Genomic DNA, 25,305 nt, shown 5'->3' with positions numbered 1-25,305 from the left:
TTCCTTGAAAACGTCAAAAACCTTGCCTGTTGGGTAGTTTGGAATACCCGTCAACACCGTCACACTATGACCGCGACTCACCAGTTCCTGGGTTAAATCATTCACCCGGAAATTTTCAGGCCAAAAATATTGACTAACGATTAAAATTCTCACAGTGCTTCAGCAGTTTTTCTTCCACACCACACGGTTCACATAATCAGTGTAGCTATGAATAATCCGCACCACTTTGTCTGACACATTCGGCATGCTGTAGTCACCCACTTGGCGAAGCAAGCGCACGTCGCCACGCGGCTGGCTTTCCAGAATGGCCAAGGCCTGCATCACACGATCGGTCTCCAGCCCAACCATCATCACGGCAGCTTCTTCCATACCTTCTGGCCGCTCATGCGCTTCTCGGAGGTTGAGGGCTGGAAAATTGAGAATGGAAGACTCTTCGTTAATGGTGCCGCTGTCTGACAACACTGCTTTGGCAGTGAGTTGCAGCTTGTTGTAATCCTTAAAACCCAGCGGTTTGAGCAATTGCACATTGGCATGAAACATGGCGCCCATCGCCTCAACCCGTTTCTGCGTCCGCGGGTGGGTGGAGACGATGACCGGAATTCCGTAGTGCTCTGCTATCGTGTTGAGTAACATCACCAATTTGCTAAAATTCTGGTCCGAATCAATATTTTCTTCCCGGTGAGCGCTAACGACGAAGAAGTCGCCATCCACCAAGCCCAACCGCTGTAGCACATCGGAGCCCTCAATGCCATCACGATAATAGGCGAGCACCTCACACATCGGGCTTCCAGTCTTAATGATCCGGTCCGGAGGCAACCCCTCCCGCAAGAGGTACTCCCGCGCGATCGAACTGTAAACCAAGTTTACGTCCGCAGTGTGGTCAACAATCTTCCGATTCGTTTCTTCCGGCACCCGCTGATCGAAGCAACGATTGCCAGCTTCCATGTGAAATATGGGGATCTTTCTCCGTTTCGCCGGGATTGCCGCCAAGCAACTGTTAGTGTCCCCCAAGATCAGCACCGCTTCTGGCAGCTCAGTGGCAAGTACAGCGTCCACCTCAATAATAACCTTACCAATGGTCTCGGCAGCATTAGCACCGGCAGCATTAAGAAAATGGTCGGGCTTACGTATTTCCAAATCTTTAAAAAAGATCTCATTAAGTTCGTAGTCATAATTCTGCCCAGTATGTACCAACACATGCTCAGTATGCTCATCCAACTGCGCTATTACACGTGACAACCGAATAATCTCCGGCCTCGTCCCCACCACGGTCATGATTTTCATCTTTTTCATTTCAAACCTTGCAAGTAATTGTGTCAGGATGGGCGCGGTCGAAAATCTCGCTGGCCCAGAGCATCACCACCAATTCCTCCTCGCCCACATTCGTGATGTCATGTGTCCAGCCCGGCACCGTCTCCACCACCCGAAACACATCACCCGACGTAAAAATCTCATACATCTCGTTGGTCACGACATGCCTAAAACCAAAGCGCGCCGAACCCTTGATAACCAGAAATTTCTCGATTTTGCTATGATGATAATGCCCACCACGCGTCACACCCGGGTGCGCCGTGAAACAAGAAAACTGCCCGCAATCGGGGGTTTTTAGCATTTCGACAAATACCCCCCGTTCATCACCATAACGAGGCAAGTCATAGGCAAACCTGGAAGGAGGCAAGTAACCCATATACGTCGCATAGAGGGCGCGCACCAATCCTGACCCAACACGTTCGGAAACCAGACTACTTCGACAGTCCTTAAAAGCCTGAATTTGCTCGGCCAACTCGCCCAAGGTGGTGGTATATTCCGGCACCACCTCACCCCAACGCGCTCCATCTGCCATAGCCTCAAGCGCACGCAAAAATTCAGACACCACATCGTCCACATACACCAAGCGCAACTGCGCCGAAGGGTCATTAATCTGAATCGATAAATCATGGGCAATGTTATGACAAAAGGTCGCCACCACCGAATTGTAGTTGGGCTTACACCATTTACCGAATACATTGGGCAAGCGGTAAATCACCGCGGGGTTGCCGGTTTGTGACGCAAGCTGCTCCACAGCCTTTTCCGCCGCACGCTTGCTCTGCCCATAGGGGTTGGCCGATTCCGCCTGGATGGACGAAGCTAGAATAAGCGGAATCCTACGCCCTGATGCCTGAATGGTCGCGCACAGCGACGCCGTCAAGGACGCATTCCCCGTTACAAAATCAGCGACATTCTTTGGACGATTTTCGCCCGCAAGATGCACAACCGCATCTACCCGCTGAATTTTCTCAACTAGAGCAACGAGATCATCCTCGCGGCCAAACCGCTCCACCTCAACCCCCGGCAATTCCCCAAGGCGAACAGCCAGATTCTTGCCGATAAACCCCTGCGAGCCCGTCACCAATATGCGCATATCATTCCTCCGGGTCAACATGCTCGCCACGAGCGGGCCTGCACGAAAGTAAGCTTCAAGCAAGGCTTCATGCGCCTCGACATCCAGATGCGTCGTGTTATTAGAGCTGTACCTCCCTCGGAAATCTTCACCCCGCCCTGCTCAACAAACTTGCCATAGTTCAAGTCATGCAAATCTGATGACGGCGGGGTTTCCCGTCTCGCAGGCAAACATCTCGACAGAGGTGCAACCGAGGGCGACGGTGACCAAGCCACGCATTTGTAATTCCACGCGCATTACTCCTCGGGCTCGATGTAATTGCCGCGGGCAGCCGCCCGCATGAAGCGCAATTTCATTAACAACTCCTGCATGCCGACAACATCCAGCCGGGTGGTGTTATGTGAATTATATTCGACCGCCTTGGAGATCTCGATTTCGCCCTGCTCAACAAACTTGCCGTAGTTCAAATCACGTAAATCGGGCGGCACACGGTAGTAGCCCCCCAGATCTTCGGCGGAGACCATCTCCTCACGGCTGAGTAACACCTCAAAGAGCTTTTCGCCATGGCGGGTGCCGATGATGTTGACCTCATGCCTAGGAACACCCAAAAGGTCCGTCAAGGCATGCGCCAGTGTTTCGATAGTGGCTCCTGGTGCCTTCTGCACATAAATCTCCCCTGGCTTGCCGTGCTCGAAAGCATACAGAACGAGATCCACTGCGTCATCTAGAGTCATCATAAAGCGGGTCATGTGCGGATCAGTAACGGTGATGGGCTTTCCTGCCCGAATCTGGTCGACAAAAAGGGGAATTACCGAGCCGCGCGAGGCCATCACATTGCCGTAACGCGTGGCACAGATCACGGTAAAATTGCTGGTGCGCGACTTGGCCACGACCACCTTTTCCATCATCGCCTTGGAGATACCCATGGCATTGATCGGATATACCGCCTTGTCGGTACTCAGGCACACCACTCGCTTCACGCCGCAGGTGATGGCCGCCTCCAGCACATTCTCAGTGCCCAGCACATTGGTTTTCACGGCCTCCAGCGGGTGAAACTCGCACGACGGAACCTGCTTCAGCGCCGCGGCGTGGTAGATAAAATCCACGCCGCGCACGGCATTGAGCACCGATTGGTAATCCCGCACATCCCCGATGTAAAACTTCAACTTCGGATCGTGGTACTTCTTGCGCATGTCGTCCTGCTTCTTTTCGTCGCGGCTGAGAATACGGATCTCGCACAGATCGGAATCAAGAAAGCGACGCAGTACGGCATTACCAAAGGAACCGGTGCCGCCGGTGATTAAAAGAATGCTGTTTTTAAACATAAGCAAAATTTTCCTGAATAGTTCAATTTAGAGAGTTACAAAAAAGCAGTAGCTTCAGCACATAAAGTATCTTTCTCTACACGGGTCGGATACTGAATCAACACTGCCCTGTACTTCCCCTTGAAGACGAACAGACTGCCAGCCGCAGCGCCGATGATGCCGTGGCGGCGGATCAGACCCTGTATATCTGCGAGACTACCCGCCCCACCAAGTACCGACAGCGGCACACTGACGGCCTCGCGCACCTGCTCGATCAACGACAAATCGTAGCCCTTCATCACACCATCGTGGTCGATGGAATTGACCAGGATTTCTCCCGCTCCCAGCGACTCGACCTTGCGGGCAAAATCCACCGGATTGAGGCCGGTGGCGCAACTACCGTTGTGGGTAAAGAGTTCGTAGCGCCCCAAGAGGCCGGCCTTTTTCACATCCATCACTACCACAATGCTCTGGTTACCCACCCGCCGGGACGCCTCGGCGATCAGTTCCGGCGACTGAACCACAGCGCTGCTGAGGGCTACCTTCTCCACGCCCAGACTGATAATGCGTTCAATCTGCTCAGCCGTCTTCACCCCGCCCGCGTAGCACAGCGGCATGCGGCACTCAGCGGCAAGGTTAGCGATCTGGGCGTAGTTCGGTTCGCGCCCCAAGACGGTGGCGTCGATGTCGACGACGATCAATTCATCGACCTCTTTCTCATTGAAGATGCGAACTGCGTTGATCGGGTCCCCGACATATTTCGGTTCTGCGAAACGGACGGTTTTGATTAAGCCGCCGTTATGTACCAACAAACAAGGAATGATTCGAGGTCGGAGCATCATTTACAACTCAGCGAAATTCTTCAATAACTGCACGCCCCACTGATGGCTCTTTTCCGGGTGAAACTGCACCCCGAAGATGTGCTCATTGCAGACCGCCGAGGTGAATGACCCGTTGTAGTCGGTGGTAGCCAGTGTCTGCGCCGGATCGCCTGGGGCAAAATAGTAGGAATGCAAAAAGTAAAAACGCGGCGCCTCTAGCCCTTCGAACAAACAATTATTCGCCGATGGTGTCACATCGTTCCAGCCCATGTGCGGCAGGTGAGTTTTGTGCTGGAACTGGGCTTCATCAAAACGCTTCACTTCAGCATCAAACCACCCCAAACCGGACAACTCCCCCTCGTCGCTGCGTTTGGCCATCATTTGCATGCCCACGCAGATTCCAAGAATAGGACTCTGCTGTTTCAGCACCAATTCATCTAGAGTTTCGCGCATGCCGGAATCCTCGAGTTTTTGCATGGCCCAATCGAAGGCGCCGACGCCGGGAAGGATAATCTTGTCCGCCCCGGCCAGTTCGTCTGCGGTTTGCGCCACCTGGACGGGGATGTTCAGGCGTTTGTATATGTTGGCAAAAGCTTGGATGTTGCCCAAGCCGTAGTTGATAAGGGTAATCATCAAAAGGCGCCGCCGCGGCGGCCGATTTTTAGCAAAGAAACTGTCTTTTCAATCAGCCCCAACAGTTTTTGCTGGTTGTGATAATCCCAGTAGAACTTCTTGGGCATCTCGTGGTAGCCACGCAGTTCATCCGGCGCAATGCCGAGTTTGGTAGCGATGTATTCGAAGTCCTGGGTGATGAATGCCGGGTCATAGGGTGGTTTATCGAGTTCGTGCAATGCCTCATTCCGGGTCATCTGTCCGGTCAAGATCAGACTGGAGAATTGGCAACGACGCACGTCGAAGCCGAATCGGGTCGGCAGCCAATACCCCTCATAAAAGCGGGTGAAGCGTGATTCAAAGTGCTTCTGCGGGTATGGTTTCCAGCCGTATTCTTTTGCTAACAGATCAACGGCCAACTGTTTCGTGTAAGGCATGAAGTTAAGTGGTTTAAGGACCTTCACTCCCTTGAAATAACGCAGGTAGAGTTTGTGGCGATACACAGAACTGAACGGATAGGTTCGCATCGGGACCGTGCCGAACTGCTTGATGACATCACGAATCTGGGCCATGTCTGTGCCCCAGTAATAAAACTGTGATGGCATGATCACGCACTCTGTCGAGATATTTCCGCCATTCAATATAGTCTTGATGCCATATTTCTCCGCGAACTGGTATAGCACTGCAATGAAGGCATGATCCTGTGGAATGTCAATGTGGGGGACGCCCGACTTGAACCAGGCCAGTTGGAAGTCCCGCATTTCTTCCCAGTTGATGACCTCGGTGTAGAGATCCAGCCCCAGTTTGTCCACCAACACATGGATGTTGTGAACCGCCAGTTCGGAATTCCAGCCGCCATCCACATGAAACACCAGCGGTCGCAGGCCGAACTGCGTCACCATGCTATGCAGCATATAGGAACTATCCACCCCGCCACTCAGGCCCAGCAAACAGTCGAAATCCTGACCCTTGCCGGCTTTCTTGATTGTCTCTACGTGTCGCTCAAGTTCCTGCCTGCCCGACTCGTCCGGGTGCCAGTTGGGCTGTACTACCTTGTGAAACTCCCAGTAATGACTTGAGATTCCATCCTTGTCGAAGGTGATGCCCGGGACAGATGTGTCCATCACCGTTTTGGTGCAGATTTGATATTTCATAAGTTCCGGTCGTTTTTCAAACGATATGTCTCGGCGATAAAGGCAAAAGTTTCTTCTGCACAACGGTTCCACGAGTATTGCCCCGCGAGCTCTTTGGCTCGCCGAGCAATACTCATGCACAGCTCAGCGTTGGTTATTATTTGCTCGATCGCCTTAGCGATGGACTCGGGATTCTCCGGGTCGAAGTAAACACCGCCATCCTCCAGCACCTCGGGCATGGGCCCGCGATCGGAGCAGGCAATGGGAAGGCCGGCAGCCATGGCTTCTACAAGGGTATTAGGCATGTTTTCACAACTGGAGGCGAAGATGAAAATATCCGCCTCGCTTAACAAGCTTGGTAATTCACTCTGTCGGACATAGCCTACTTCCCGCACGAACAAATGCTTCGGATCGGACAACTCGATTTCCTCATCGAGCCATTTTTGTGATTTTGTCAGAGCATCAACATTGCCACCACCGGTCAAGGTCAATTGAACATCGAAGCCACGGTCCCGCAGCAACCTGATTGCTCGAACTACATACCACTGATGTTTGTAGGGCGCCACATTCGACACATACAGACTGCGAATAGGGCCTTTGGCATTTGTCGGCCATGGCCGCGTTAACACGACATCGGAAAAGTCGGCACCTACGCCATGGGGAATGAGGCCCACACGGGCTAGCGCCCCACAAGATTGCTGGATCACCCCCGCAGCATAACGAGTCAGAAACACGGCTCCCGTTGCAGCCCGCAGCGAAGCGTTCTGCATATAGCGCAGCAGACCCAAACGCATGCGAGCCTTGCTCCAACCAAAACGCTGCATTTCCCCCTGCTCATAGGAAAGCATATCACGACTCATCGTCACCGCCGGATGAAAGCGGCAAACCGTACCGGCATCCACATTCAGCAACACATCGCAGCCTGATCGGCGCAAAGCCTTGGGCAGAGAAAAACGCTCCCACCAAAGTTGGCGAAGCATCGACCGTTCTAGTTCTGTTGGGTAGTGTTTAATCAGCCAGGATGGGTTGGGCAACGCATCAATCAGTTCCCGATAGCTCCAAACATGCACTTCGATAAAACCATGCGATATAGGATCACCCTCTGTCAAGATGCCAATCAAATGTGCCCTTGCTCCACCAGAACGGGCGCGGGATGCGTTGATACCAAGAAGCATCTTACTTGCGCGCACGCCCGACTAGATGTCCGGCTTTGAGCACCTCGATTTCCTTCAAGCCCGCCTGCTCCAGCCACATCCGTACAGTGGCTGCATTCTGTGGGTTGTCGTAGGTCGGCGATAGCCAATCGAAGGTGTCGAGCAACGCCCATTCGCGCAATTGAACTTCACTGAGCGGCAACAGCCCTTCGTAATTGGCCACGGGGACCAGTCGCTTGAGCAGCTTGCCAGCCACGGGAATGCGGCCCAGAGCGCGACTTACTGGCAATAACAGTGGCACCAGTCGTTTCAGCAGGGCAAACATTTGCGGCTTATCCATCCGCCGGGTCAGCGGACGCAGCCAGTAATAGGGTAGCAGCCGACTTTTGAACGATTTCTCGTAATAGTCAACACAGAGTCGTCCCCCCCCTGCAACCATGGGCGGCAAGGCCGCAAAAGCCTTTGCTACATCAGGGGTGTGCTGTAGCACGCCCAGCGAATACAAAAAAGTAAAGGATTCAGGCACAAAAGGCAAGGCATAGATATCGCCCTGCACCACATGCAGATTCGGGTGGTGCCGCAGATTGGCGTAGCAGGCATCGACCGCGCTGGAATAGTCCAGCGCAACAACCTGCGCTCCGCTGCTTAGTGCTATCTCTGCGAAACGCCCGGAGCCACAACCCACATCCAAAACCCAGCGATCTTTCATCTCGGCTGAGCGCCAAGCTGTGGCCTTCCAGAAGCGCTCGGCCGAGATCGTATGGCCGGAATGGCTGTCGAGCTGGGTTTTGGAGAAATGGTTCCACTGCAAACCAAAGTTATCGGCATAGTTGGACTCCGGCACGAAACGGGGAACGCCGTTGCGTATGGGATAGCGACGTTGACCATCTTCGCTCACCAACCAGCCGCTGTTGATGTAATCCTCAGTGCCTGCGCCCAACGATACTGCCGTTTTCAGCGGTTCCAGCATCAGGGGCTGGCCGCTTTGGGGGCAACGCAAGCGTGCCAAGAGTGCGGGTTTCATGGTTTCGTCCTTTTCGTCATTGTTTATCACATCCCCACCCCATACTCCCGCCGCCACAGCTCGAACTGCACCAAGGCGAACAGGCGCTCACCGTTACGCAATCCCCGATCCTGCCCTTTCAGCAACCCCTGTATCGTGCGTGTATCGAACAGACAATCGGGGCACAACAGGGTGTCCCAGAATAAGTCGCGAAACGGCCCGGCCTTCAACCACTCGTCTAGCGGGATAGAAAAACCTTGCTTGCGCTGTTTGTCGAATTCCGGCGGTAGCACGCGGGCGGTGAGGCGCTTGAGCAGGATTTTCTTGTCGCTCACGGTGGCCTTGAGGTGCGACGGCACTCGCCCAAAGGCGAACTCGATCAGCCGATAGTCCAAAAACGGCGCACGCACCTCAAGGGAATTGTGCATGCTTGCCCGGTCCACCTTCACTAAGATGTCTTCAGCCAAATAGTCAGTGAAATCCATGCGTGTCGCCCGCTGCAACAGGTTAGCCTGGGCGGGGATGCGCGCACAACGGATGTCTTCGGCCTCCAAGGCATAACCGGCATGGCCGTGCATCAATTTTCGACGGTTGGTGGGGTCAAAAAAGCTTGCGATTGACGGTAGGTCACGCCGCAAATCGTTGCCCAACGCCATGAGCCAAGTCCGGATATTGCTCATCGCGAAACCTAACGGTAGTAGGTACTCCGCAGCCAGCGCAACCTCGTGGCCCAGCAAACCGCGGATGCGTGGCAAGCGCTGCTGCATCCATAACAGGCGGCTGTAGTGGTCATACCCTCCAAACAACTCATCGGCCCCATCGCCCCCCAGGGCCACGGTGCAATGCTGACGCACTAATGAACTCACCAGCCAAGTGGGGATCATGGACGAATCCACCATCGGTTCGTCGAACTGCCGCACCAAGCGGGGGATAAGATCAGCCGTCGTGGGCTCGGCCACAAGTACTGTGTGCTCGGTGCCAAAATGGCGGGCAATCAGGCGTGCGTGAGGGGTCTCGTCCAACTTGCCGTGGCCGGGAAAGCCGATGCTGAAGGTACGCACCTGACTGGAGCGACGCACGGCCATCGCGGTGACAAGGCTGGAATCCACCCCACCACTGAGCAGCACACCCACCGGCACATCCGCGACCAGTTGCCGCCCAACAGAATCTTCCAGTAGGGCCTCCATTTCATCCAGCAACACGGTTTCATCCACCGCGCCGCCAACGGAAGCCTGGAGGGCCAGCTCCGGCAACTGCCAGTAACGCCACACCCGAGCCGTATCCTGACGCAGGTCGAAGGTCATGGCATGGGCCGGGGGCAGCTTGTTAAAGCCCTGTAAGATACACCGATCGCCTGGGATGAAACCCATGGCCAGATAACAGTCCAACGCCGCCGAGTCGATGCGCCGCGGCAGGGCAGGATGGGACATCAGTGCCTTGAGTTCCGAAGCAAAATAGAGAGCGCCACCATCCAGACGATAGAAGAGCGGCTTTTCCCCCGCACGATCGCGAGCCAAGAAAAGCAAACCACGCGGTCCGTCGTAGAGGGCAAAGGCAAACATGCCATTTAGCCGCGAGAGGCACTCTGTACCCCAGGCGTCATAGGCTGCCAGCAGCACCTCGGTATCGCTATAAGAACGGAAGGCATAGCCGCAATGCTTCAGCTCGCCGCGCAGCTCCTGGAAATTGTAGATCTCACCGTTGAAGACGATGGAGAGTCCTCGCTCTGCCAAGTGCATAGGCTGATGCCCGGCTGGAGTGAGATCCATGATCGACAGGCGCCGGTGGGCCAACCCCACACGGCCATCCGCCGACCACCACTCTCCGGCATCGTCCGGACCGCGATGGGTCAGAGTATCCCGGGCGATGCGGAGCCAACCACTATCGGGTTGGGGATTATGGGAGGCGATTCCGACTAGACCACACATGAAGGTATACTTATAATTGAATGATTAAGGGGCGTTGGGAGAGCTACAGAAGCATGATTTAATCAATCAGGGTTTGCGACATTCAATGGCAAGACCCTCGGGTGTTTCCGGATTCCCAAACTGATGATTCCGCTCCGGCCTTAAAAACATCTCGTCCTCACACACGCCTTGTTGAAAACTTTTGATTTCGACAAAGCCATGATCGGCCAAGGCAAGAGTCAAGCCAGATTCATCCCACATCCAACGGTGCGCACTTCCCCCGAACGCTTCGACCAATCGGCGACGGATACTACTTCTCGATTCTTTCACTCCTAAACACGTGCCCATACAGAACTCGTAAGACGCCTTTGTAATCCGATTAGAATCACCCGATGTTTGCGCCTGTCGATAATTTGTGATGTGGTAAGCCAAATCTGGGACCACGATACGAAATATCCCTCCCCCCACTTGAGATATGCAAAAGAATTCTTTAAAGCTGTCAAGCAATCCACATATGAAAGATGCTCGAGAACGTGCGAGCAAAATAGTCCGTCCACACTCTCGGGCTTTAGAGGCAATCCTTTTACAATATCGCCATATTGGATGTCGCTATCAAAAACGCAATTAAGTTTAGATCGCAGTAATCTTCCCAAAATGGAGATTTTTTGAATACGGAGTGTGGGCGAAGCATCGAAGTTCAACCAACCCGGGATTGCTTCATTCCCAGCGCCGTACTGCACATAAAGTTTGTTCTGTTCTGTCATGTCAATTTTGGATTGCGATTGATAGTAAATTAGCCGCCGAAGTCTGGGGCGATATCCGATGTGAGAGCATATGTGAGGCCTCTGCCATTGTCATCATTTCCTGATTAGATGAACCAATTATCTGTAGCATTCGTCCTGCCAATGCATCGGCATCATTGGTCCTGAACGAGTAGCCATTCAGACCGGAGATCAGAAAGGTACTCGCCGCACCAACCACATCGGAGACGATGAGTGGCATGCCAGCTGCCGCGAACTCGTGAACTACCACCCCCCAAGGTTCGCCGCGACTGGGAAGAATAAAGCAACCGCCATGGGCAACCTCTTCCATCAGCCGCTCGGGCTGCATGAAATCCTTTACCACCACCCCAGGCTTGTCTTGCAGAGTCGCTTTTAATGAGCCATTGCCGATCAGGAGCAATTCCCAGTCACGTTTGCTGTCACCCAACGTCTGCCAGGCTTTCAACAAGGTATCCAGCCCCTTGATCGGCTCAAATCGACCAACAAACAAAAATCGATGGGGATAGCTTTGTTGTTTCTCTTGAAAACTCCCCTGATAGGCCTTTTCAAACAGGCACAAGTCAGCACTATAAAGGTCATAGATGATATTTTTTTTATCAAACCCCAATCGATGTGCATATTCGAACTGATAGGCTCCTGACACCCACGCATGCGAATAATAGCGAGAGAAATAACCCAAGCTACCCAACACAGCAGCCACATTCTGCCGCAAAGTCCCGTGCCACTGATCATCAAAACCAGTCACGACTATTCGGCCTTGCGATCGCAGCCGACGGGCTACCGCCATATAGACCTTATCCTCCCAACCAGATATCACCGTAATCGCGGGGGACAATTCTTCCGCCAAGCACTGAATAGCTTCAATGCTCATCTCCGATCGCTTGTACATATGCACATTAGAGCACGGCGGGGCCTGATAGGGGGTGAGTTTTTTGTGATCCCAGTGTACCACATGCACCTCGGCACCGCGCTCCACCAGCGCACGGATCGTGGCCATGGTGTAGCCCGTGACCTCGGCATAAAGATAAAGGATTTTCATCGGGCCGACAGTAACTGCTGAAAATACTTGATAGTTTCTTTGAGCCCGTCTTCCAGTGAGACGGTGGGGTGCCAATCGAGTTTCTCTCCGGCCAACGAAATATCAGGCTGACGCTGTTTGGGATCATCGGTGGGCAGAGGCATAAACACCAATTTAGATCTCGAGCCCACCAACTCCAGCACCTTATCGGCCAGCTCCAGCATGGTAAATTCACCCGGATTACCCAGATTCACCGGGCCAGTAAAACCGGGTTCGCTGTGCATCACGCGCACAAAACCCTCTATCATATCGTCCACGTAGCAGAAAGAACGAGTCTGCTGACCGTCGCCATAAATGGTGATGTCTTCACCGCGAATCGCCTGCACGATAAAATTACTTACTACCCGCCCGTCATTGGGGTGCATACGCGGTCCATAGGTGTTAAAAATACGCACAACCTTGATGTCCAACTGGTGCTGGCGATGGTAGTCAAAAAACAGCGTCTCAGCGCAGCGCTTGCCCTCGTCGTAACAGGAGCGGGGGCCGATCGGATTAACCCTCCCCCAATAGTGTTCTGGTTGTGGATGTATTTCAGGATCCCCATAAACTTCGCTTGTAGAAGCTTGCAGAATTCGCGCCTTCACTCGCTTGGCCAACCCCAGCATATTAATTGCCCCATGAACAGTGGTCTTGGTCGTCTGTACCGGGTCGTGCTGGTAATGAATGGGGCTAGCGGGACACGCAAGGTTGTAAATTTGATCCACTTCCACATAGAGTGGGAAAGTAACATCGTGACGTATCATCTCGAAATTCGAATGGCAAAGCAAATGAGTGACATTTGGCTTCGTGCCGGTGAAAAAATTATCAACGCACAACACATCATGGCCATCCGCGATTAGGCGGTCGCAGAGATGCGAACCCAAAAAACCTGCACCACCGGTGACTAAAACACGTTGCATTTGATTCCCTTTGTTGATTACATGTTTGTTAGTTCATCCCAGGCGGGGAAAAAACTCCGCGCCCGGGTCGCTACACCAAAGCCATCGAACCATATCCACCGAGTTACCTTCTCAGCAATATGTTTTCCGAATCACTGGGGTTGCCGAGCAACAGCTACATCTTCTCTACCAGGTCCGCGTGGCAGAGTTTCAAGATAACAGATGAAGTTACAAATAACCTGTGATTATCCAAGGAGGCCGTCAGTGATATTCAAGAAGCAATTAGGGCTTGAACCAAATGCACGTATCAAACACCCCATTGCTTGTCCATATATGACGCCACACAGATACTTCCTTTGCAAAAGCAGCCCAAATATCGGATGCAGCACCATCTCGAGAACGCTTAGAATCTGGTGAACGGGTGTGATCATTCGGCAAATACCAATTTATATTATCAACAACAATTATTCCGCCAGATTTTATTTTTGATAACATTGTGAGCGCACATTGATCTCTAGCTACGCCATCAATCAAACAAAAATCAATTGAATTATCGGTAAATAGCGTAGCTTGACGTGCATACTCAGACTCGTTATCATACTTACGATAATCTACTACCGATGAAAGACCTGCTGAGTGAATAAGGCTCCTTACTTTCTCATACCAGACGCTATCACTTTCGACTGACGTGAGATGTCTCATGCGCTTTGCAAGCCACAATGTTGATCGGCCGGAACCAAATTCAACTCCAATATCATCTCTTTTTATCAACTCATTAAGCAACCAGATCGAGCGCGAAGTGAGCCAAGGTTGCTCCGGATTTATTACTTCGTAGCACCAGACAAACAGGCGATCTCTGATATACTGCGGAGTTAAGTGATTAAACCTTCTGTTCATCATGATCCTCAATTATTTGTAAATTCGTTTTATTCTTGCGCAAGTTTTTCGAGAACTTGCGCGTACCTTTCAGCGCAGACATCAACATCTAAATCATCAAGAAGTCGCTGCCGAACCTTCATCCGATACAGATTTAGATTGTTTAATACTTTATTTAAGGCTGAAAACATCTGTTCGAAATCAATGTCTTTTTCTTGAAATTCGTAGCGGTGGGCAGCGAAATGTCCGTCTTTCCAATCATCCCAATCGATCAATTCGCCTGCATCATGGACTATCTCCGGAACGCCCCCGCTTGCTATACCTACGACCGGTAAATGATGAGCCATGCTTTCAACAACCGCGTTCGGACACGGATCTCGGAAAGAAAAACACAAACAACAATGCGCTTCAGAAAGAATTTTAGTCACCTTTGGATCAAAATCATCAAAAGGCGGATAAATATCCACGAGTCCAGAATTCATGATTAAGGACTGCATATCATCTGGTGCGTATTTTGGCACCTTACCATTAAACCCTACAACGTAAAGCCTTACAGGAAGATGTTTTACCTCACTCAACCATTTAACAAACTTTAGAATCTGATAAATTCCCTTTGCTGGAGCTTCGCTATAAATCACACACAACTTCAAAAGATCTGTTTCATGATAGTCACTAGAAATGATGTCCTGACGCGACCTCGAAGCATTTCCGATTACACTATGATTTTTATTTGGGAAATACCTTTGATGCACCTGTTTAGAGAAAACAGATTGATAAACAATATGGTCTGCCAATAGAATGCGGAAAAACCCTGTATAGTTGTCATCAAGAAGGTTGGCAATATCAGAGGTTATATTTTGCGTCATTTTGAAGCGCGCAAAGAATGTCAGTAACATCCGTGTGGGCCACCAGAAATTCTCCAAAAATGCAGGCGAGATTCTGTCCCACCAAAGGCCATCGACTCGAAGGACTACTTTTTGCCCCCTTATCTTCGCTTTCACGATTTCGCTAACTGGCGCTGAGATATTAAATAGAATTGCGCTAGGCTTTTCATCGAGCGGAATTGACCTAGTCTTCAATGCCGCGCAAAGATCCCGATAGAATCGCTGACCTGACGTTGTTTTTGTGGGGTCGAAAAAAACTCCAAATCTACCATTATTCATTTTTGACAACTTTCCGATCGATAGAAAACCTGGAGATTCAGGAGATTACATATCCGCTTTATGGATAAATTATCCCCTGTAACCTTACGGTAACAGGCACTTTGGTTATTAAATATCATTCAGGATTGCGGTACGTCCACGACTACCTCTTCGAGGTAACAATAGAACTATCGAGTAATGCAAACGAGCTTATCATAATGCCTTTGAATAGTACCTAAAAAACGGCAGGGATATTCATGCTGCTATATCCTCAAACACATCAAGCGCAATATCTCTCAAGTGTGTGTGAATGACGATATTTACGATTATAAAATCCCTCGACACGTTGCAACAAGCTATTCCGTGCCTCGTTAATATTAACGTACGACTCATGAGCCAATGGCCACACTCCTACCACCACCTTGGCTGACGACGAAATCCATGAAATATCCTGCTATCGGTGGACTAAAAAAACGGCCAACGAATCATTTTTTTCGAAGAATTAACAAGGAAGAGTGCCCAACATACCGGCCGATTATCAGATCCATGACCATACTGATGCCAGTCCCTACCCGTGAAGGGAAATGGTCAAGAAAATGCTGAGCAGCCGCAATATTAGGCCAATCTTCGATAAGCCCCATCAACGAACTTGAACCTCGATGCTCTACCAGTGCGAATCCAAGAGACTCAAACTTTGCCTGCACATCGGATGGGTTAAGCGCAAACTGATAAAAATCGGTCATCGTCCCAATATCTCCCGATAATTGCGGATATTTTCCTGCCGCAGCGCGTGACTGACGGAATGGATTGAACGAGGGAAAGCTTAGAAAGAGATAACCACCCGTGCGCAACACGCGCCGCATTTCGCACGCAATAGCGTCGTAACCCTCGGAGAAGTGTTCTATCACGCCAAAAGACCAGTAGCCATCGCAGAAACCATCCTCACAAGGGAGATGACGCACATCGCCTACGGTCACATTCAGATGGGGCCAATTTTCGTTAATTGCCCGCACGACCTTCGGCGCATAATCGATACCGGCGACCTCATACCCGGCATTGTGAAGCGCATAGACCACATCGCCAAGGCCACAGTCACTCTCCAGCACACGTGATCCGGTCGGCAGATAACGGCGCGTAATGCGGACGGTCAAACCGTGGCGAGGTGGGCTGGAAAAAGTGGCCTTCGCCGATGTTTCCCATTTCTGATCCCAGAACTGCTCATTGGCCTCACAGTCAAGATACAGCAATCGATGGTGGAGGGGATCGTAGAGTTTTTTTCGCATATGGATAGTCGCCAATTTAATTTACGAATGTGGCCTGCTCCAATGGCCGCGACCAACCCCAGCCGGCAGCGATAGCGACCGGTACAATAAAGATTGTGCTATTATAAAGGTAAGGCACTGTCATGCCAATCAAAAACATCGGACCGACAATGAGATAGAATAATATCCGCCCGGACCGTTCAAATGAACGGATAAGCCCAATGCGCATACTTCGCAATAACAATAAAAACAAGATTACAGCCAGCATGCCCCCGATAACGCCACCCGTAGTGGTGTACCAGAGAAAGGTAGCATGTGGATTGGCTTCTGCTGGTGATGCCTCCTGTGCGGCTTTATCGCTCCTGTAAACATCGGTCGCCGTCATGGCATCATAAAACCCTGAGTACCCAACACCGAAGGGGTGCTTGGCAATAATCTCGACCGTACCAATAAAATAACTTGCTCTTTGCATGTTGCTGTCACTAACCACCCAATCCTTCCGCTGAATTAGGCTTTGGATCGATTGCAGGTTCTCCCGCACACCGGGGGAACACAAACCTATTAACGAGAAAACCAGAAGAAGGGGTAACCATGAGATGCGGATACGCCTCACACAACCCCTTGCAAAATAACCGCGTTGCCTTGCTAAAAAAAAGATGTAACCCCATGCGGCGAGGCCCAAGGCACCAGACACCCACCCAATACGCGAATAGCTGAGGCCAGCCCCGAATGCACACACTAACGCTGTTGCGATCGAAAAGAGCTGGACCATCCAATTTGTAGAACGGAAGAAAAGCCACGCCGCAAGATGAATGGCTATGGCCATCCAGACTCCAGGTGTGTTTTGCCCGTGCAACAACAGGATTCCATTCACGATAAAAGGGTTTTGGAATGACTCCACCAAATTGATGACCGTTCCTGCGAAAACCCCCAGAATCAGCATGAACAAGGGGAAATCGCCCATTTGCCGTGTCCATCGAACCACCGCTATCAGCATTACTGCCAAGAGCAAGAGCCTGAAGGTCCGGCCAATATCCTGTAGTGGCAAAGGCGCGTCCAGTGAAATCAGGCCACACCAAAGTGCAAGGACGATTAAGCAGACAGCTGCCTGCCTTGTAGGGACACCGACATTTAGCAGCGCCCGTTGCACGAAACGCCAACCATATATAGCAACCCACAAAATAAAGAAAATCTCGTTGAGCAAAACATTGCCAATGCCTATTCTCTTCGCCCACCAAGGATACTGTTGAGCGACCTCCTCCGAAAACGGCACCGGAAGGCAGAAGACTAATGCGCCGTAGAACAAAATGAACGCAACCAGAAGACGTTCGGGAACGCTGATTTTGACCGACGATATCTGGATGGCGCTTGGCATCAGAGAAGAGTCCTTGAGGCTACTCAGGCACAGGGACGGCAGCAGAACACACTAGCTCATCCTTGGCGCAAGGCTAATTTTTTTTAACGACAAACAGCCAAACCTTATTGGCGTTATTTGATTTGGTAGATTTGATAATTTCTATCGCTATACGATGTTTAAACCAGTCACACAATAGATAAGGCAAATAGTAAGGATTGGCTCCAAAAGGGTCCATTTGGCCTGCACCTTGAGGGCCGTGCGCCTCAGTATGCTCTATGAAGAGCAAGCCTCCCTTTTGTAACTGATCAAGCCAAGTCGATAACGCCACCTGCGGTTTCCAACTTTGATCAAGCGAGTTAGTGTATACAAAATTACACTTATCTATCCATTTATCATTGCTATCATGGAAATCCCATTGCATCGATCTTGAAAACTGACTTGCTGTTTCAGAAATATCTGTACCGATGATTTCGACTTCAAGTTTATCTGCAATGTAGTTTTGCTCGAACCCATTTCTGGTGCCGTGACAAATAGCAAACAATGATTTGTTTCCTGGAAATTCATTCTTAACTTTCTCAATCACAATATCGAGCGTCGTCTCGTCGGCCCAAACGTCATAAAGCTTTCTCTTGTTGTGGAATTCCTGCACGTATCTGTATTCTTCATATGAAGAATATTCGTGCAGATAAAATTCTGCATGTTTCTTTCTCATTTCATAACCAAACACATTCAAAAAGCCATTAACCAGTTTATTGAGTAGCAGCATGATATTCATATTGACTCCGCCAAGTATTTTATATTTTTAATCCAACCTGCCCACTCACAAATGACGGTAGCTCGCGCGATTGACGGGATCCTCGACATAAGAACGAAGAGCATGGAAACAATTAACGAACTGGCCTAGCTCCTCCGGCTTGATTGGTCGGCCCCAATCATTGATTCGACCCGACATGTAACGCGCCATATAGGCAGCATAGGCATCAACAATCTCTTCCTCGGTTGGATGTGGCAGTGCGAGCATACGCCGAATCTGTTCATACAGCTCATCGGGACGCTTTGCACGCTCAGTTCGTGGAAAATGTTGGTAGGGCGAATCACCGAAAATCAAAACCGGCTTACCACGCAAGGCAGCCTCGAGGTTAGATGTACCCGTAATTCCAACTACAAGGGAAGCCCGCTCAAGGAATGGCAGGCTGGGGACAAAGGGACTAGCGACACGTACGTGATGACGATGCATTAACCGTTGCAATTGCGAACGGCTATAGTTGGCTGGATCACTAAAGTGTAACTTGACAACCAATTCAACATCGGCGGGCATGGAAAGCGATAATTGAGTGATAAAAGAAATCTGATCCTGGTAGAAAGGCGCCCAAGTATCAACCATTGATTCTGGTGACATATGAAACGGGAAGTAAACATAACGTCCTGATGGAGGCACACTCAACATACTGCCTGACGGCAAGAAAAAACTATTAATAGATCGTCGAACAATATCTCTTGTCCGTTCCCATAATGTCGGGGCCGTAAATCGATCTACTCCATGAACGTTTCTTTTTAAAACCCGATTAATAAAGTTTGATCCATGCAGTATATATTGCTGCACCCAATTCTTGAAAGAAACAGGAGCCCGGTATGCTATCACACGCTGCCCACCGCACCTCACATTTTGAATGATGGCTTTAGCATCCCTCTTCAACCCATCATCCACTGGCCGCAAAATAGGCACGATCATATTTGGAGTTAAACCGAAACAAAAACCGGTCAGATTGTCTGGAATAACCGGAAATGCCATTGCCACCCAAGGGATACCCAAAGACTTTGCGACAGCCAAACTGATACCCGAGTGAATACAATCGAATGATGCGAGCACAACGTTAGGTTGCAGTTTTTTAATGTTTTTCTGTATTGAGCGAGCAAGTAACGTTGCATAGCCAAGCGATTCACGCTCCGAGCGGTGTCTAATATAAGGATCGCCCTGTACCATACTTTTAACTGTAGGTATGCCAACACCCTCCAGACTCGCCAGCAACTCATGGTCGGGAGCAGGCAGCGGATCCTCCTTGGTCTTCGATAATGCGACGAACTTCAGTTGCGGAAATTGTTTTTGAGCGTAAGAAATTCGCGATGCATCTCCGACTAGACCATGGATGAAATCAAACCCAGTATGCTTTTCTATGGGAGCGAGAAGGGAATCTATGAAATACGGCTCCCAACCTACGGTAAAGACTTTAAATTTCATGTTGTCGTCAGCCAATTGTTGAGGTTTGTTCTCACTCACGCCATTTTTTCGAGTGCTGTAGGCAGTTCTCCGAGTGTTTTCACTGGGTGTACTTTCAGGGAGCAAGCAGGCGGTTAAATCTTCATCAAGGTGATGCCATCATTATCACAGTACCCCCATAGCGATGGCGGCTCTAGCAGCGCCCGATCACTGGCAGGGTATGTATCGCTATCCACGCGCTCGGAACGCCGGGATGGGAATAGGTCCGTCAAGCCAAGACTCAGGATGGGCACCGAGAGATCGAGCCTGCGCAACTCGCTTAAAGGCATGCGCAAAAGCAGAGAGCACTGTCGTTACTGATGATTCATCGAGAGCTGCTGAAATATTGAAGGTGGTGAGGATCAATACGCCTCGACGAGTAACCTCTTGCACCCAAAGCGCCCTGGTCGCCGGATCATCGACGCCGTTCTCGTCGACGAACGAGAAAAGTGCCCAATGCGGATGTCCCTTAAGCTGAAATGAGTCCCGGAGCCCCGTGGCCGCCGCCATGACCCGTGCACCATCGAACAATTTAGTGCCCGCTGCGGTCATGCGGGCATAGGCCTCACCGAATTCGAGGATGTCCAGCACCTTCATAGCCGCCGCCATCGCAGAGACATCACCCGCGAAGGTAAAACTTACGAAGGCATCCTCGAAAACGTGCATGACGTCACGTCGGCCAACGATGCAACTGATAGCCCAACCATTGCCCATGGCTTTGCCAAAGGTCGCAAGGTCCGGCATGACACCGAAGAGTTGCTGAGCCCCTCCCAATCCAAAGTGGAAACCCGAGCATATCTCGTCGAAGATCAGCAAGGCTCCATGGCGATGGACGATCTCCTTCACCTTCTCAAGATAGCCTGGCGTTGGCCAGTTGAAGTTGACCGGTTCCATGATCACTGCCGCAAACTGATCCGGCTTACTGGCCAGCAAAGCGTCCAGCGCATCCGGATCGTTGTAGGGAAATGGATGCGCCAGCTCTCGAACTGCCTTCGGCACCCCCGCCGAGCGCGAAGTGGTGCCTATAAACCAGTCCTGCCAGCCGTGATAGCCGCAAACGGCAACATGCTCACGCCCCGTGTATGCGCGCGCAACGCGCACAGCTCCAGCCGTCGCATCCGAGCCATTCTTACCGAACCGAACCATTTCGGCGCACGGAATGAGTCGGCAAAGTCTCTCAGCAAGTTCCACTTCGATCGGGTGAGCGAGCGAGAAACTGTGACCTTTACAGGCGCGATCATGCGCCGCGCGATTGACCTCGTCATGCGCATAGCCAAGGATATTGGGAAGCAAGCCCTGGATCAGGTCCACATAGTGGTTTCCGTCCACGTCCCTGACTATCGCGCCCTTTCCCTCATCCAAAAAGATTGGCGTTACCCCACGGATGTGATGGCGCCAGCTTTTCGAATAGGTTTGGGCGCCGCCAGGAATCACCCGCTCGCTCCGCTCAAGCCAAGAAAAGCTCTTGTCCAGCACGAGCGGTGGAGCAGCTTCAGCCGAAGCCGCCTTGATCAGCGAAAGATAAAAACCTTCATTGATAATCGCTTTACCCTGAGTCGCACCACTTTCGATGACAGCAGACATGATTTCCTCGAAGTTGAAAGGGCCTGGACCACGCCGATCGAGGCAGGACCAAACAGAACGCGCGAACTGCAGATCGTCGGGATGATCGACGGACCAGCGCAGCGATGGTTGGTGCGGCGGGCGATGCAGCACATCAAATCTAACAACGTCGGCATTCCGGCGCATCCACGGTGTAACATGTTCGCGATCTGGACCGCTCTCGGCTGCCGCCGAAGCGCGATTCAAAAGATCGCGCGAAAACACCTCAACGTCCTGACCATCAGGCCTTGTATACGGGTTCGTGTTGCAGGCATAGTCGACACGAGCCCCGAGAAAAGCCTGCACTACCTCGTCAACTGTATCCGGCGAGTGAAGCGGACAATCGGCCGTGAGGCGGACAACGACATCGGCATCGGCCGCGTCCGCAGCCAAGACGTATCGGCTGAGCACATCCTGTTCGGAACCGCGAATCACACGGACACCCCGCCCCACGGCAAACTGCGCGATCACGTCGTCTGTCGGGTCGATACTCGTCGCGATGACGACTTCGTCAAGCGAAAACGCGCCAGCCAACTGTCGAAGAAGCCGAACCAGCAGCGGAGTGCCTGCCAGATCCATCATGGTCTTTCCGGGCAGTCGAGTGGACCCCATCCGTGCCTGGATGACTGCGACGACTCGGGGGTGCGCGATCATGACCCGGACCCGCCTGAAGCACTGGCGAGCGGATACTCAGCATGTATGGTCTTTTCTTCCATATACCACCGCGTCTCGTGAATAAGCTTCATCGAATTGATTTTTGTCGTGGCTATCGGCAGATTCGACATCGTGCTCACCAGATGAGCGAGCTTCGCGAATCGCTCGACACCGAGCGGCTCCAAGATTCGCCCCAAGGGCACGTGCGCCCATCCCGATTGCTTTGCGGGGAGGAAGGGAATCTCGACCTTAAGTTGCTCCCGAATCTGGGAGAAAACAGCATCCTCATCAAAGCCCTTCGCGACCACGCAACCATCGGGATTGATCTGCACGCCACCGATGGTAAATCGAAACGATGGCTGCGGAATCGAGGCGAGCACTTCGTGGATTACGCCGAGCCATTCCTCTTTCCATGCGTCTGTCGGCCATTTGAATACGCAGTACTCCACCCCAAGGTTCTCCGGCGCAACCCAGTAGTGCAAGCATTCGCCGAGCACCGCAGATATCTGTCGTTGCGCCTCGACCAGCTTGTCAGTAAATTCAACGCAAAAGGGTAGCCCAGAAAGCAGAGCGAAAACCTCCAACTCCTTTGGGCGAGGCCGGCGAGTGGCCAAGCTTTCCGGTGTAAAGAGGTTTCTGGAAATATCGAGATCCGAACCGATGAAGTCCTGAAGCAACCAAGTGCGGTTTCCTACTTCGTTATACGCTTTCCCGAGGCGCGTAAAATGCCCTGACAAAGACGGTGAAGATGATTTTAACATTTGACGTTGGCGAGTTAGTAAGGTGTATTGACGTGCTTATCCGATCAGTCCCGCGGAGCGAAGCATAGAAGCGACCTCTGTCTCCGATAGCAGTTCTTCGTCTGAGCGTAGAGATGTGCTGAGCAGCGGAAGCTTCTCATACGCGGTGTACTTGGCGCGCAGATCGTCAGGCATTATGTCAATCGTGTCGGGCAGGACCACATATGTGTTGCCGTCTAGTACTGTGCGCGGCGCCTCGTTTTCAGTAACCAATTCCTCGTAGAGTTTCTCCCCGGGCTTGTGGCCGATCTCAATAAACTGAAACGGACGCTCCCCACTTACCGCCTTTGCGAGGCTCATGATGTCACAGCTGCCCATGCTCGTCACGAAAATCTCCCCTCCCACCATGCGCAAGGCGGCATTCAGGCACAAGTCCACGGCCTGAGCCATTGAGATAAAGAAGCGGGTCATGCCCGCCGAAGTAATCGTCAGCGGGAGGTTGTTGTCGAGTTGACGCCTGAATATCTGTAGAACCGAACCGTTGGAATTCAGGACGTTGCCGAAACGTACGCATGCAAATCTAGTTTTGTGGCTGCCAGCAAAATGGTTGGCAGCGATGAACAACCGCTCTCCGAGAAGTTTTGTCGCACCCATCGTACTCGTCGGATTGACCGCCTTGTCGCTGCTCGTGAATACCACGCGCTCTACTCCAGCCGCGATCGCTGCTTGAATTACGTTGTTGGTGCCGACTATGTTTGTCTGCATCGCCTCGAACGGATTATATTCCGATATGTAGACGTGCTTCAGGGCAGCGCAATGAAATACGATTTTCACTCCGTCCATGGCACGCCGGACGCGATCCTCGTCCCGTATATTCCCGAGGAACAACCTCAACCGGCAACCTCCATCCTTCAACTCCTGATCGAGTTTAAAGAGACCATCCTCGCTCTGGTCGAAGGCACAAACCGTGTGTCCCTCTTCGAGAAGGCGATGCACCAATGCGGAACCAACAGATCCGCATGCACCGGTAACGAGGACACGTGAATTCGCTGGAATCATATTCTTCTGTGAAGATTGGGAACTTTTTCTGTCGATCATTTTAAACAACATCCTCCCACTTAAGATATGCGCCGCAACTCGCTCTTCGCTTGAGTTTTTTCCCCACCAGCTTGTGAAACTCGAATGGTGCGATCCCGTCCTCAGGACAGGGCCTAAGCATTGCCAGATCATCCTCACACAAAAACGTATCCATTTCGAGGTCGCGACTCGCACGAATACACCTGCGTTGCACGATGGCGGTTTCGCGCTCGTTCTCCTCAATCTTCTTCCGACCGTCACCCAGTGACGCATCGAGTTCCCGGGTCCGATCAACCATTTCTCGCCACGTCGTGGGCGTCATGGAGAAAGGATGGTCCGGGCCGTCACGATCGGTGGAGTCGGTGAAGTGCTTCTCGATCACCCGTGCGCCCAAGGCAACAGCACCGAGAACCGAAACATGTCCCGGCATATGATCGCTCAGCCCCAAGAGAATACCAGGGTACAGAGTCTCATACTCGCGGAGTACGTTGAGCTGTAGATAAGAATAGTTCTCTTGGCCTGCGGTGTAATTAGTATTGCACTGGAGTAGAACTAGATCGGCTGTGACGGCGAGCGCCGCATCTGCGGCTCGCTGGATGTCTACCAAATCCGACGCACCCGTCGCCAGCAACAGCGGTTTGCCCTTTGACGCCATGCGCTCAATGATCTTAAGCCAAGTAATGTCTCCAGACCCAACTTTGAAGGCTGGAACAAACGGATCGACGTAGTCCACAAGCTCAAGAGAATAGGGGCTCGTTAAAAACGTAATGCCAGCTTCATCGCAGGTCTGCTTCAAAACGGCTGTCCAATCACGATTCAGCGATGCATCTTGGTATGTCTTAAAGACCGACTTCTTCCAAGAGGATTGATGGGATTGCCGACTACCGAGCTGCTTGAACCCATGGTCGCTGACCAGAGAGTCGGCAGTGTAGTGCTGAAACTTCGCGGCGTCCGCACCTGCCTCCTTTGCAAGATAGATAAGGTCCTTTGCGCGGCTCAAGTCGCGATCGAAGTTAGAGCCGATCTCCGCAATGAAATAGACTGGATCGTTTCGGCTGATCCTCTTTCCATCGATATGGATAACAGACGATGGCTTGTTAATCATCTTTTTTCCGATCTTTGTGTTGCAGCAGGATATCGTCATTTATATGCACACCTCTTTTTTGTATCCACCTCGACACAAAAAATCGCTTTTCCCCACAATCACATTTATAAGGGTTTCAAAGACCGTTGTTTCTGAAAGTACCGAAATAGAAGAATTTCCGAAACCAACAGTAATGACCCCA

23 protein-coding genes are annotated in these 25,305 nt (G+C 51.5%); all 23 read right to left on the bottom strand.

What is annotated here, in order from left to right; all coding sequences use genetic code 11:
- The coding region (locus FP815_00390; protein MBA3013398.1) for a glycosyltransferase family 4 protein at positions 1 to 153 on the bottom strand (153 nt) is incomplete at its 3' end.
- Positions 154 to 159: 6 nt separating this feature from the next.
- A complete protein-coding gene (locus FP815_00385; GenBank protein ID MBA3013397.1) occupies positions 160 to 1,293 on the bottom strand; it encodes a UDP-N-acetylglucosamine 2-epimerase (non-hydrolyzing) in 1,134 nt (377 codons plus the stop codon).
- Between the two features lies 1 nt (position 1,294).
- Complete coding sequence (locus tag FP815_00380; GenBank protein MBA3013396.1) at positions 1,295 to 2,401, bottom strand: SDR family oxidoreductase; 1,107 nt, start codon at positions 2,399 to 2,401, stop codon at positions 1,295 to 1,297.
- A 275-nt stretch (positions 2,402 to 2,676) separates the two neighbouring features.
- Entirely contained in the window at positions 2,677 to 3,705 is a 1,029-nt protein-coding gene (locus tag FP815_00375) for an NAD-dependent epimerase/dehydratase family protein (protein ID MBA3013395.1), read from the bottom strand.
- A 35-nt stretch (positions 3,706 to 3,740) separates the two neighbouring features.
- Positions 3,741 to 4,523, bottom strand: a complete 783-nt coding sequence (hisF, locus tag FP815_00370) for an imidazole glycerol phosphate synthase subunit HisF (GenBank protein ID MBA3013394.1) — start codon at positions 4,521 to 4,523, stop codon at positions 3,741 to 3,743.
- A gap of 3 nt (positions 4,524 to 4,526) precedes the next feature.
- The gene (gene hisH, locus FP815_00365) at positions 4,527 to 5,138 is read right to left on the bottom strand and encodes an imidazole glycerol phosphate synthase subunit HisH (GenBank protein ID MBA3013393.1); all 612 of its coding nucleotides are present in this window, start codon (positions 5,136 to 5,138) and stop codon (positions 4,527 to 4,529) included.
- The gene (locus FP815_00360) at positions 5,138 to 6,271 is read right to left on the bottom strand and encodes an N-acetyl sugar amidotransferase (protein MBA3013392.1); all 1,134 of its coding nucleotides are present in this window, start codon (positions 6,269 to 6,271) and stop codon (positions 5,138 to 5,140) included. The genes hisH and FP815_00360 overlap by 1 nt, the downstream gene beginning before the upstream one ends.
- The gene (locus tag FP815_00355) at positions 6,268 to 7,425 is read right to left on the bottom strand and encodes a glycosyltransferase family 4 protein (protein MBA3013391.1); all 1,158 of its coding nucleotides are present in this window, start codon (positions 7,423 to 7,425) and stop codon (positions 6,268 to 6,270) included. The genes FP815_00360 and FP815_00355 overlap by 4 nt, the downstream gene beginning before the upstream one ends.
- Before the next feature lies 1 nt (position 7,426).
- Positions 7,427 to 8,428, bottom strand: coding sequence for a methyltransferase domain-containing protein (locus FP815_00350; GenBank protein MBA3013390.1), 1,002 nt, complete (start codon positions 8,426 to 8,428; stop codon positions 7,427 to 7,429).
- A 26-nt stretch (positions 8,429 to 8,454) separates the two neighbouring features.
- The gene (asnB, locus tag FP815_00345) at positions 8,455 to 10,335 is read right to left on the bottom strand and encodes an asparagine synthase (glutamine-hydrolyzing) (protein ID MBA3013389.1); all 1,881 of its coding nucleotides are present in this window, start codon (positions 10,333 to 10,335) and stop codon (positions 8,455 to 8,457) included.
- A 66-nt stretch (positions 10,336 to 10,401) separates the two neighbouring features.
- Positions 10,402 to 10,662 (bottom strand): hypothetical protein, encoded by a 261-nt coding sequence (locus FP815_00340; protein MBA3013388.1) that lies wholly within the window; start codon positions 10,660 to 10,662, stop codon positions 10,402 to 10,404.
- Positions 10,663 to 11,079: 417 nt separating this feature from the next.
- Entirely contained in the window at positions 11,080 to 12,135 is a 1,056-nt protein-coding gene (locus FP815_00335) for a glycosyltransferase family 4 protein (protein MBA3013387.1), read from the bottom strand.
- Complete coding sequence (locus FP815_00330) at positions 12,132 to 13,073, bottom strand: SDR family oxidoreductase (GenBank protein ID MBA3013386.1); 942 nt, start codon at positions 13,071 to 13,073, stop codon at positions 12,132 to 12,134. Before FP815_00330 ends, FP815_00335 begins: the two co-directional genes overlap by 4 nt.
- A gap of 261 nt (positions 13,074 to 13,334) precedes the next feature.
- Positions 13,335 to 13,952 carry a class I SAM-dependent methyltransferase gene (locus FP815_00325; GenBank protein MBA3013385.1) on the bottom strand — a complete coding sequence of 206 codons (618 nt, stop codon included), beginning with the start codon at positions 13,950 to 13,952 and terminating at the stop codon, positions 13,335 to 13,337.
- Positions 13,953 to 13,978: 26 nt separating this feature from the next.
- Positions 13,979 to 15,091, bottom strand: coding sequence for a glycosyltransferase (locus tag FP815_00320; GenBank protein ID MBA3013384.1), 1,113 nt, complete (start codon positions 15,089 to 15,091; stop codon positions 13,979 to 13,981).
- Positions 15,092 to 15,555: 464 nt separating this feature from the next.
- Complete coding sequence (locus FP815_00315; protein ID MBA3013383.1) at positions 15,556 to 16,353, bottom strand: class I SAM-dependent methyltransferase; 798 nt, start codon at positions 16,351 to 16,353, stop codon at positions 15,556 to 15,558.
- Positions 16,354 to 16,369: 16 nt separating this feature from the next.
- On the bottom strand, positions 16,370 to 17,707 hold the full coding sequence (locus tag FP815_00310; GenBank protein MBA3013382.1) for an O-antigen ligase family protein: 1,338 nt from the start codon (positions 17,705 to 17,707) through the stop codon (positions 16,370 to 16,372).
- 73 nt (positions 17,708 to 17,780) lie between these two features.
- Complete coding sequence (locus FP815_00305) at positions 17,781 to 18,464, bottom strand: hypothetical protein (GenBank protein ID MBA3013381.1); 684 nt, start codon at positions 18,462 to 18,464, stop codon at positions 17,781 to 17,783.
- A 45-nt stretch (positions 18,465 to 18,509) separates the two neighbouring features.
- Positions 18,510 to 19,967, bottom strand: coding sequence for a hypothetical protein (locus tag FP815_00300; GenBank protein ID MBA3013380.1), 1,458 nt, complete (start codon positions 19,965 to 19,967; stop codon positions 18,510 to 18,512).
- 168 nt (positions 19,968 to 20,135) lie between these two features.
- Complete coding sequence (locus FP815_00295; protein ID MBA3013379.1) at positions 20,136 to 22,202, bottom strand: aminotransferase class III-fold pyridoxal phosphate-dependent enzyme; 2,067 nt, start codon at positions 22,200 to 22,202, stop codon at positions 20,136 to 20,138.
- Complete coding sequence (locus FP815_00290) at positions 22,199 to 22,879, bottom strand: hypothetical protein (protein MBA3013378.1); 681 nt, start codon at positions 22,877 to 22,879, stop codon at positions 22,199 to 22,201. The genes FP815_00295 and FP815_00290 overlap by 4 nt, the downstream gene beginning before the upstream one ends.
- Positions 22,880 to 22,999: 120 nt before the next feature.
- On the bottom strand, positions 23,000 to 24,052 hold the full coding sequence (locus FP815_00285; protein ID MBA3013377.1) for an SDR family NAD(P)-dependent oxidoreductase: 1,053 nt from the start codon (positions 24,050 to 24,052) through the stop codon (positions 23,000 to 23,002).
- Positions 24,042 to 25,124 carry an N-acetylneuraminate synthase gene (locus FP815_00280; protein ID MBA3013376.1) on the bottom strand — a complete coding sequence of 361 codons (1,083 nt, stop codon included), beginning with the start codon at positions 25,122 to 25,124 and terminating at the stop codon, positions 24,042 to 24,044. The genes FP815_00285 and FP815_00280 overlap by 11 nt, the downstream gene beginning before the upstream one ends.
- Between the last annotated feature and the right edge of the window lie 181 nt (positions 25,125 to 25,305).

This window comes from Desulfobulbaceae bacterium (assembly GCA_013792005.1).
In the GTDB taxonomy this organism is placed as follows: Bacteria; Desulfobacterota; Desulfobulbia; order Desulfobulbales; family VMSU01; genus VMSU01.
This window is presented reverse-complemented; position numbering and strand designations above follow the sequence as displayed.

What these genes read in the sequence shown, in the direction of transcription:
- FP815_00385 (MBA3013397.1), bottom strand. Translation starts at nt 1,293, where the DNA reads ATGAAAAAGATGAAAATCATGACCGTGGTGGGGACGAGGCCGGAGATT.
- FP815_00380 (MBA3013396.1), bottom strand. Translation starts at nt 2,401, where the DNA reads ATGCGCATATTGGTGACGGGCTCGCAGGGGTTTATCGGCAAGAATCTG.
- FP815_00375 (MBA3013395.1), bottom strand. Translation starts at nt 3,705, where the DNA reads ATGTTTAAAAACAGCATTCTTTTAATCACCGGCGGCACCGGTTCCTTT.
- hisF (MBA3013394.1), bottom strand. Translation starts at nt 4,523, where the DNA reads ATGCTCCGACCTCGAATCATTCCTTGTTTGTTGGTACATAACGGCGGC.
- hisH (MBA3013393.1), bottom strand. Translation starts at nt 5,138, where the DNA reads ATGATTACCCTTATCAACTACGGCTTGGGCAACATCCAAGCTTTTGCC.
- FP815_00360 (MBA3013392.1), bottom strand. Translation starts at nt 6,271, where the DNA reads ATGAAATATCAAATCTGCACCAAAACGGTGATGGACACATCTGTCCCG.
- FP815_00355 (MBA3013391.1), bottom strand. Translation starts at nt 7,425, where the DNA reads ATGCTTCTTGGTATCAACGCATCCCGCGCCCGTTCTGGTGGAGCAAGG.
- FP815_00350 (MBA3013390.1), bottom strand. Translation starts at nt 8,428, where the DNA reads ATGAAACCCGCACTCTTGGCACGCTTGCGTTGCCCCCAAAGCGGCCAG.
- asnB (MBA3013389.1), bottom strand. Translation starts at nt 10,335, where the DNA reads ATGTGTGGTCTAGTCGGAATCGCCTCCCATAATCCCCAACCCGATAGT.
- FP815_00340 (MBA3013388.1), bottom strand. Translation starts at nt 10,662, where the DNA reads ATGGGCACGTGTTTAGGAGTGAAAGAATCGAGAAGTAGTATCCGTCGC.
- FP815_00335 (MBA3013387.1), bottom strand. Translation starts at nt 12,135, where the DNA reads ATGAAAATCCTTTATCTTTATGCCGAGGTCACGGGCTACACCATGGCC.
- FP815_00330 (MBA3013386.1), bottom strand. Translation starts at nt 13,073, where the DNA reads ATGCAACGTGTTTTAGTCACCGGTGGTGCAGGTTTTTTGGGTTCGCAT.
- FP815_00325 (MBA3013385.1), bottom strand. Translation starts at nt 13,952, where the DNA reads ATGATGAACAGAAGGTTTAATCACTTAACTCCGCAGTATATCAGAGAT.
- FP815_00320 (MBA3013384.1), bottom strand. Translation starts at nt 15,091, where the DNA reads ATGAATAATGGTAGATTTGGAGTTTTTTTCGACCCCACAAAAACAACG.
- FP815_00315 (MBA3013383.1), bottom strand. Translation starts at nt 16,353, where the DNA reads ATGCGAAAAAAACTCTACGATCCCCTCCACCATCGATTGCTGTATCTT.
- FP815_00310 (MBA3013382.1), bottom strand. Translation starts at nt 17,707, where the DNA reads ATGCCAAGCGCCATCCAGATATCGTCGGTCAAAATCAGCGTTCCCGAA.
- FP815_00305 (MBA3013381.1), bottom strand. Translation starts at nt 18,464, where the DNA reads ATGAATATCATGCTGCTACTCAATAAACTGGTTAATGGCTTTTTGAAT.
- FP815_00295 (MBA3013379.1), bottom strand. Translation starts at nt 22,202, where the DNA reads ATGATCGCGCACCCCCGAGTCGTCGCAGTCATCCAGGCACGGATGGGG.
- FP815_00285 (MBA3013377.1), bottom strand. Translation starts at nt 24,052, where the DNA reads ATGTTGTTTAAAATGATCGACAGAAAAAGTTCCCAATCTTCACAGAAG.
- FP815_00280 (MBA3013376.1), bottom strand. Translation starts at nt 25,124, where the DNA reads ATGATTAACAAGCCATCGTCTGTTATCCATATCGATGGAAAGAGGATC.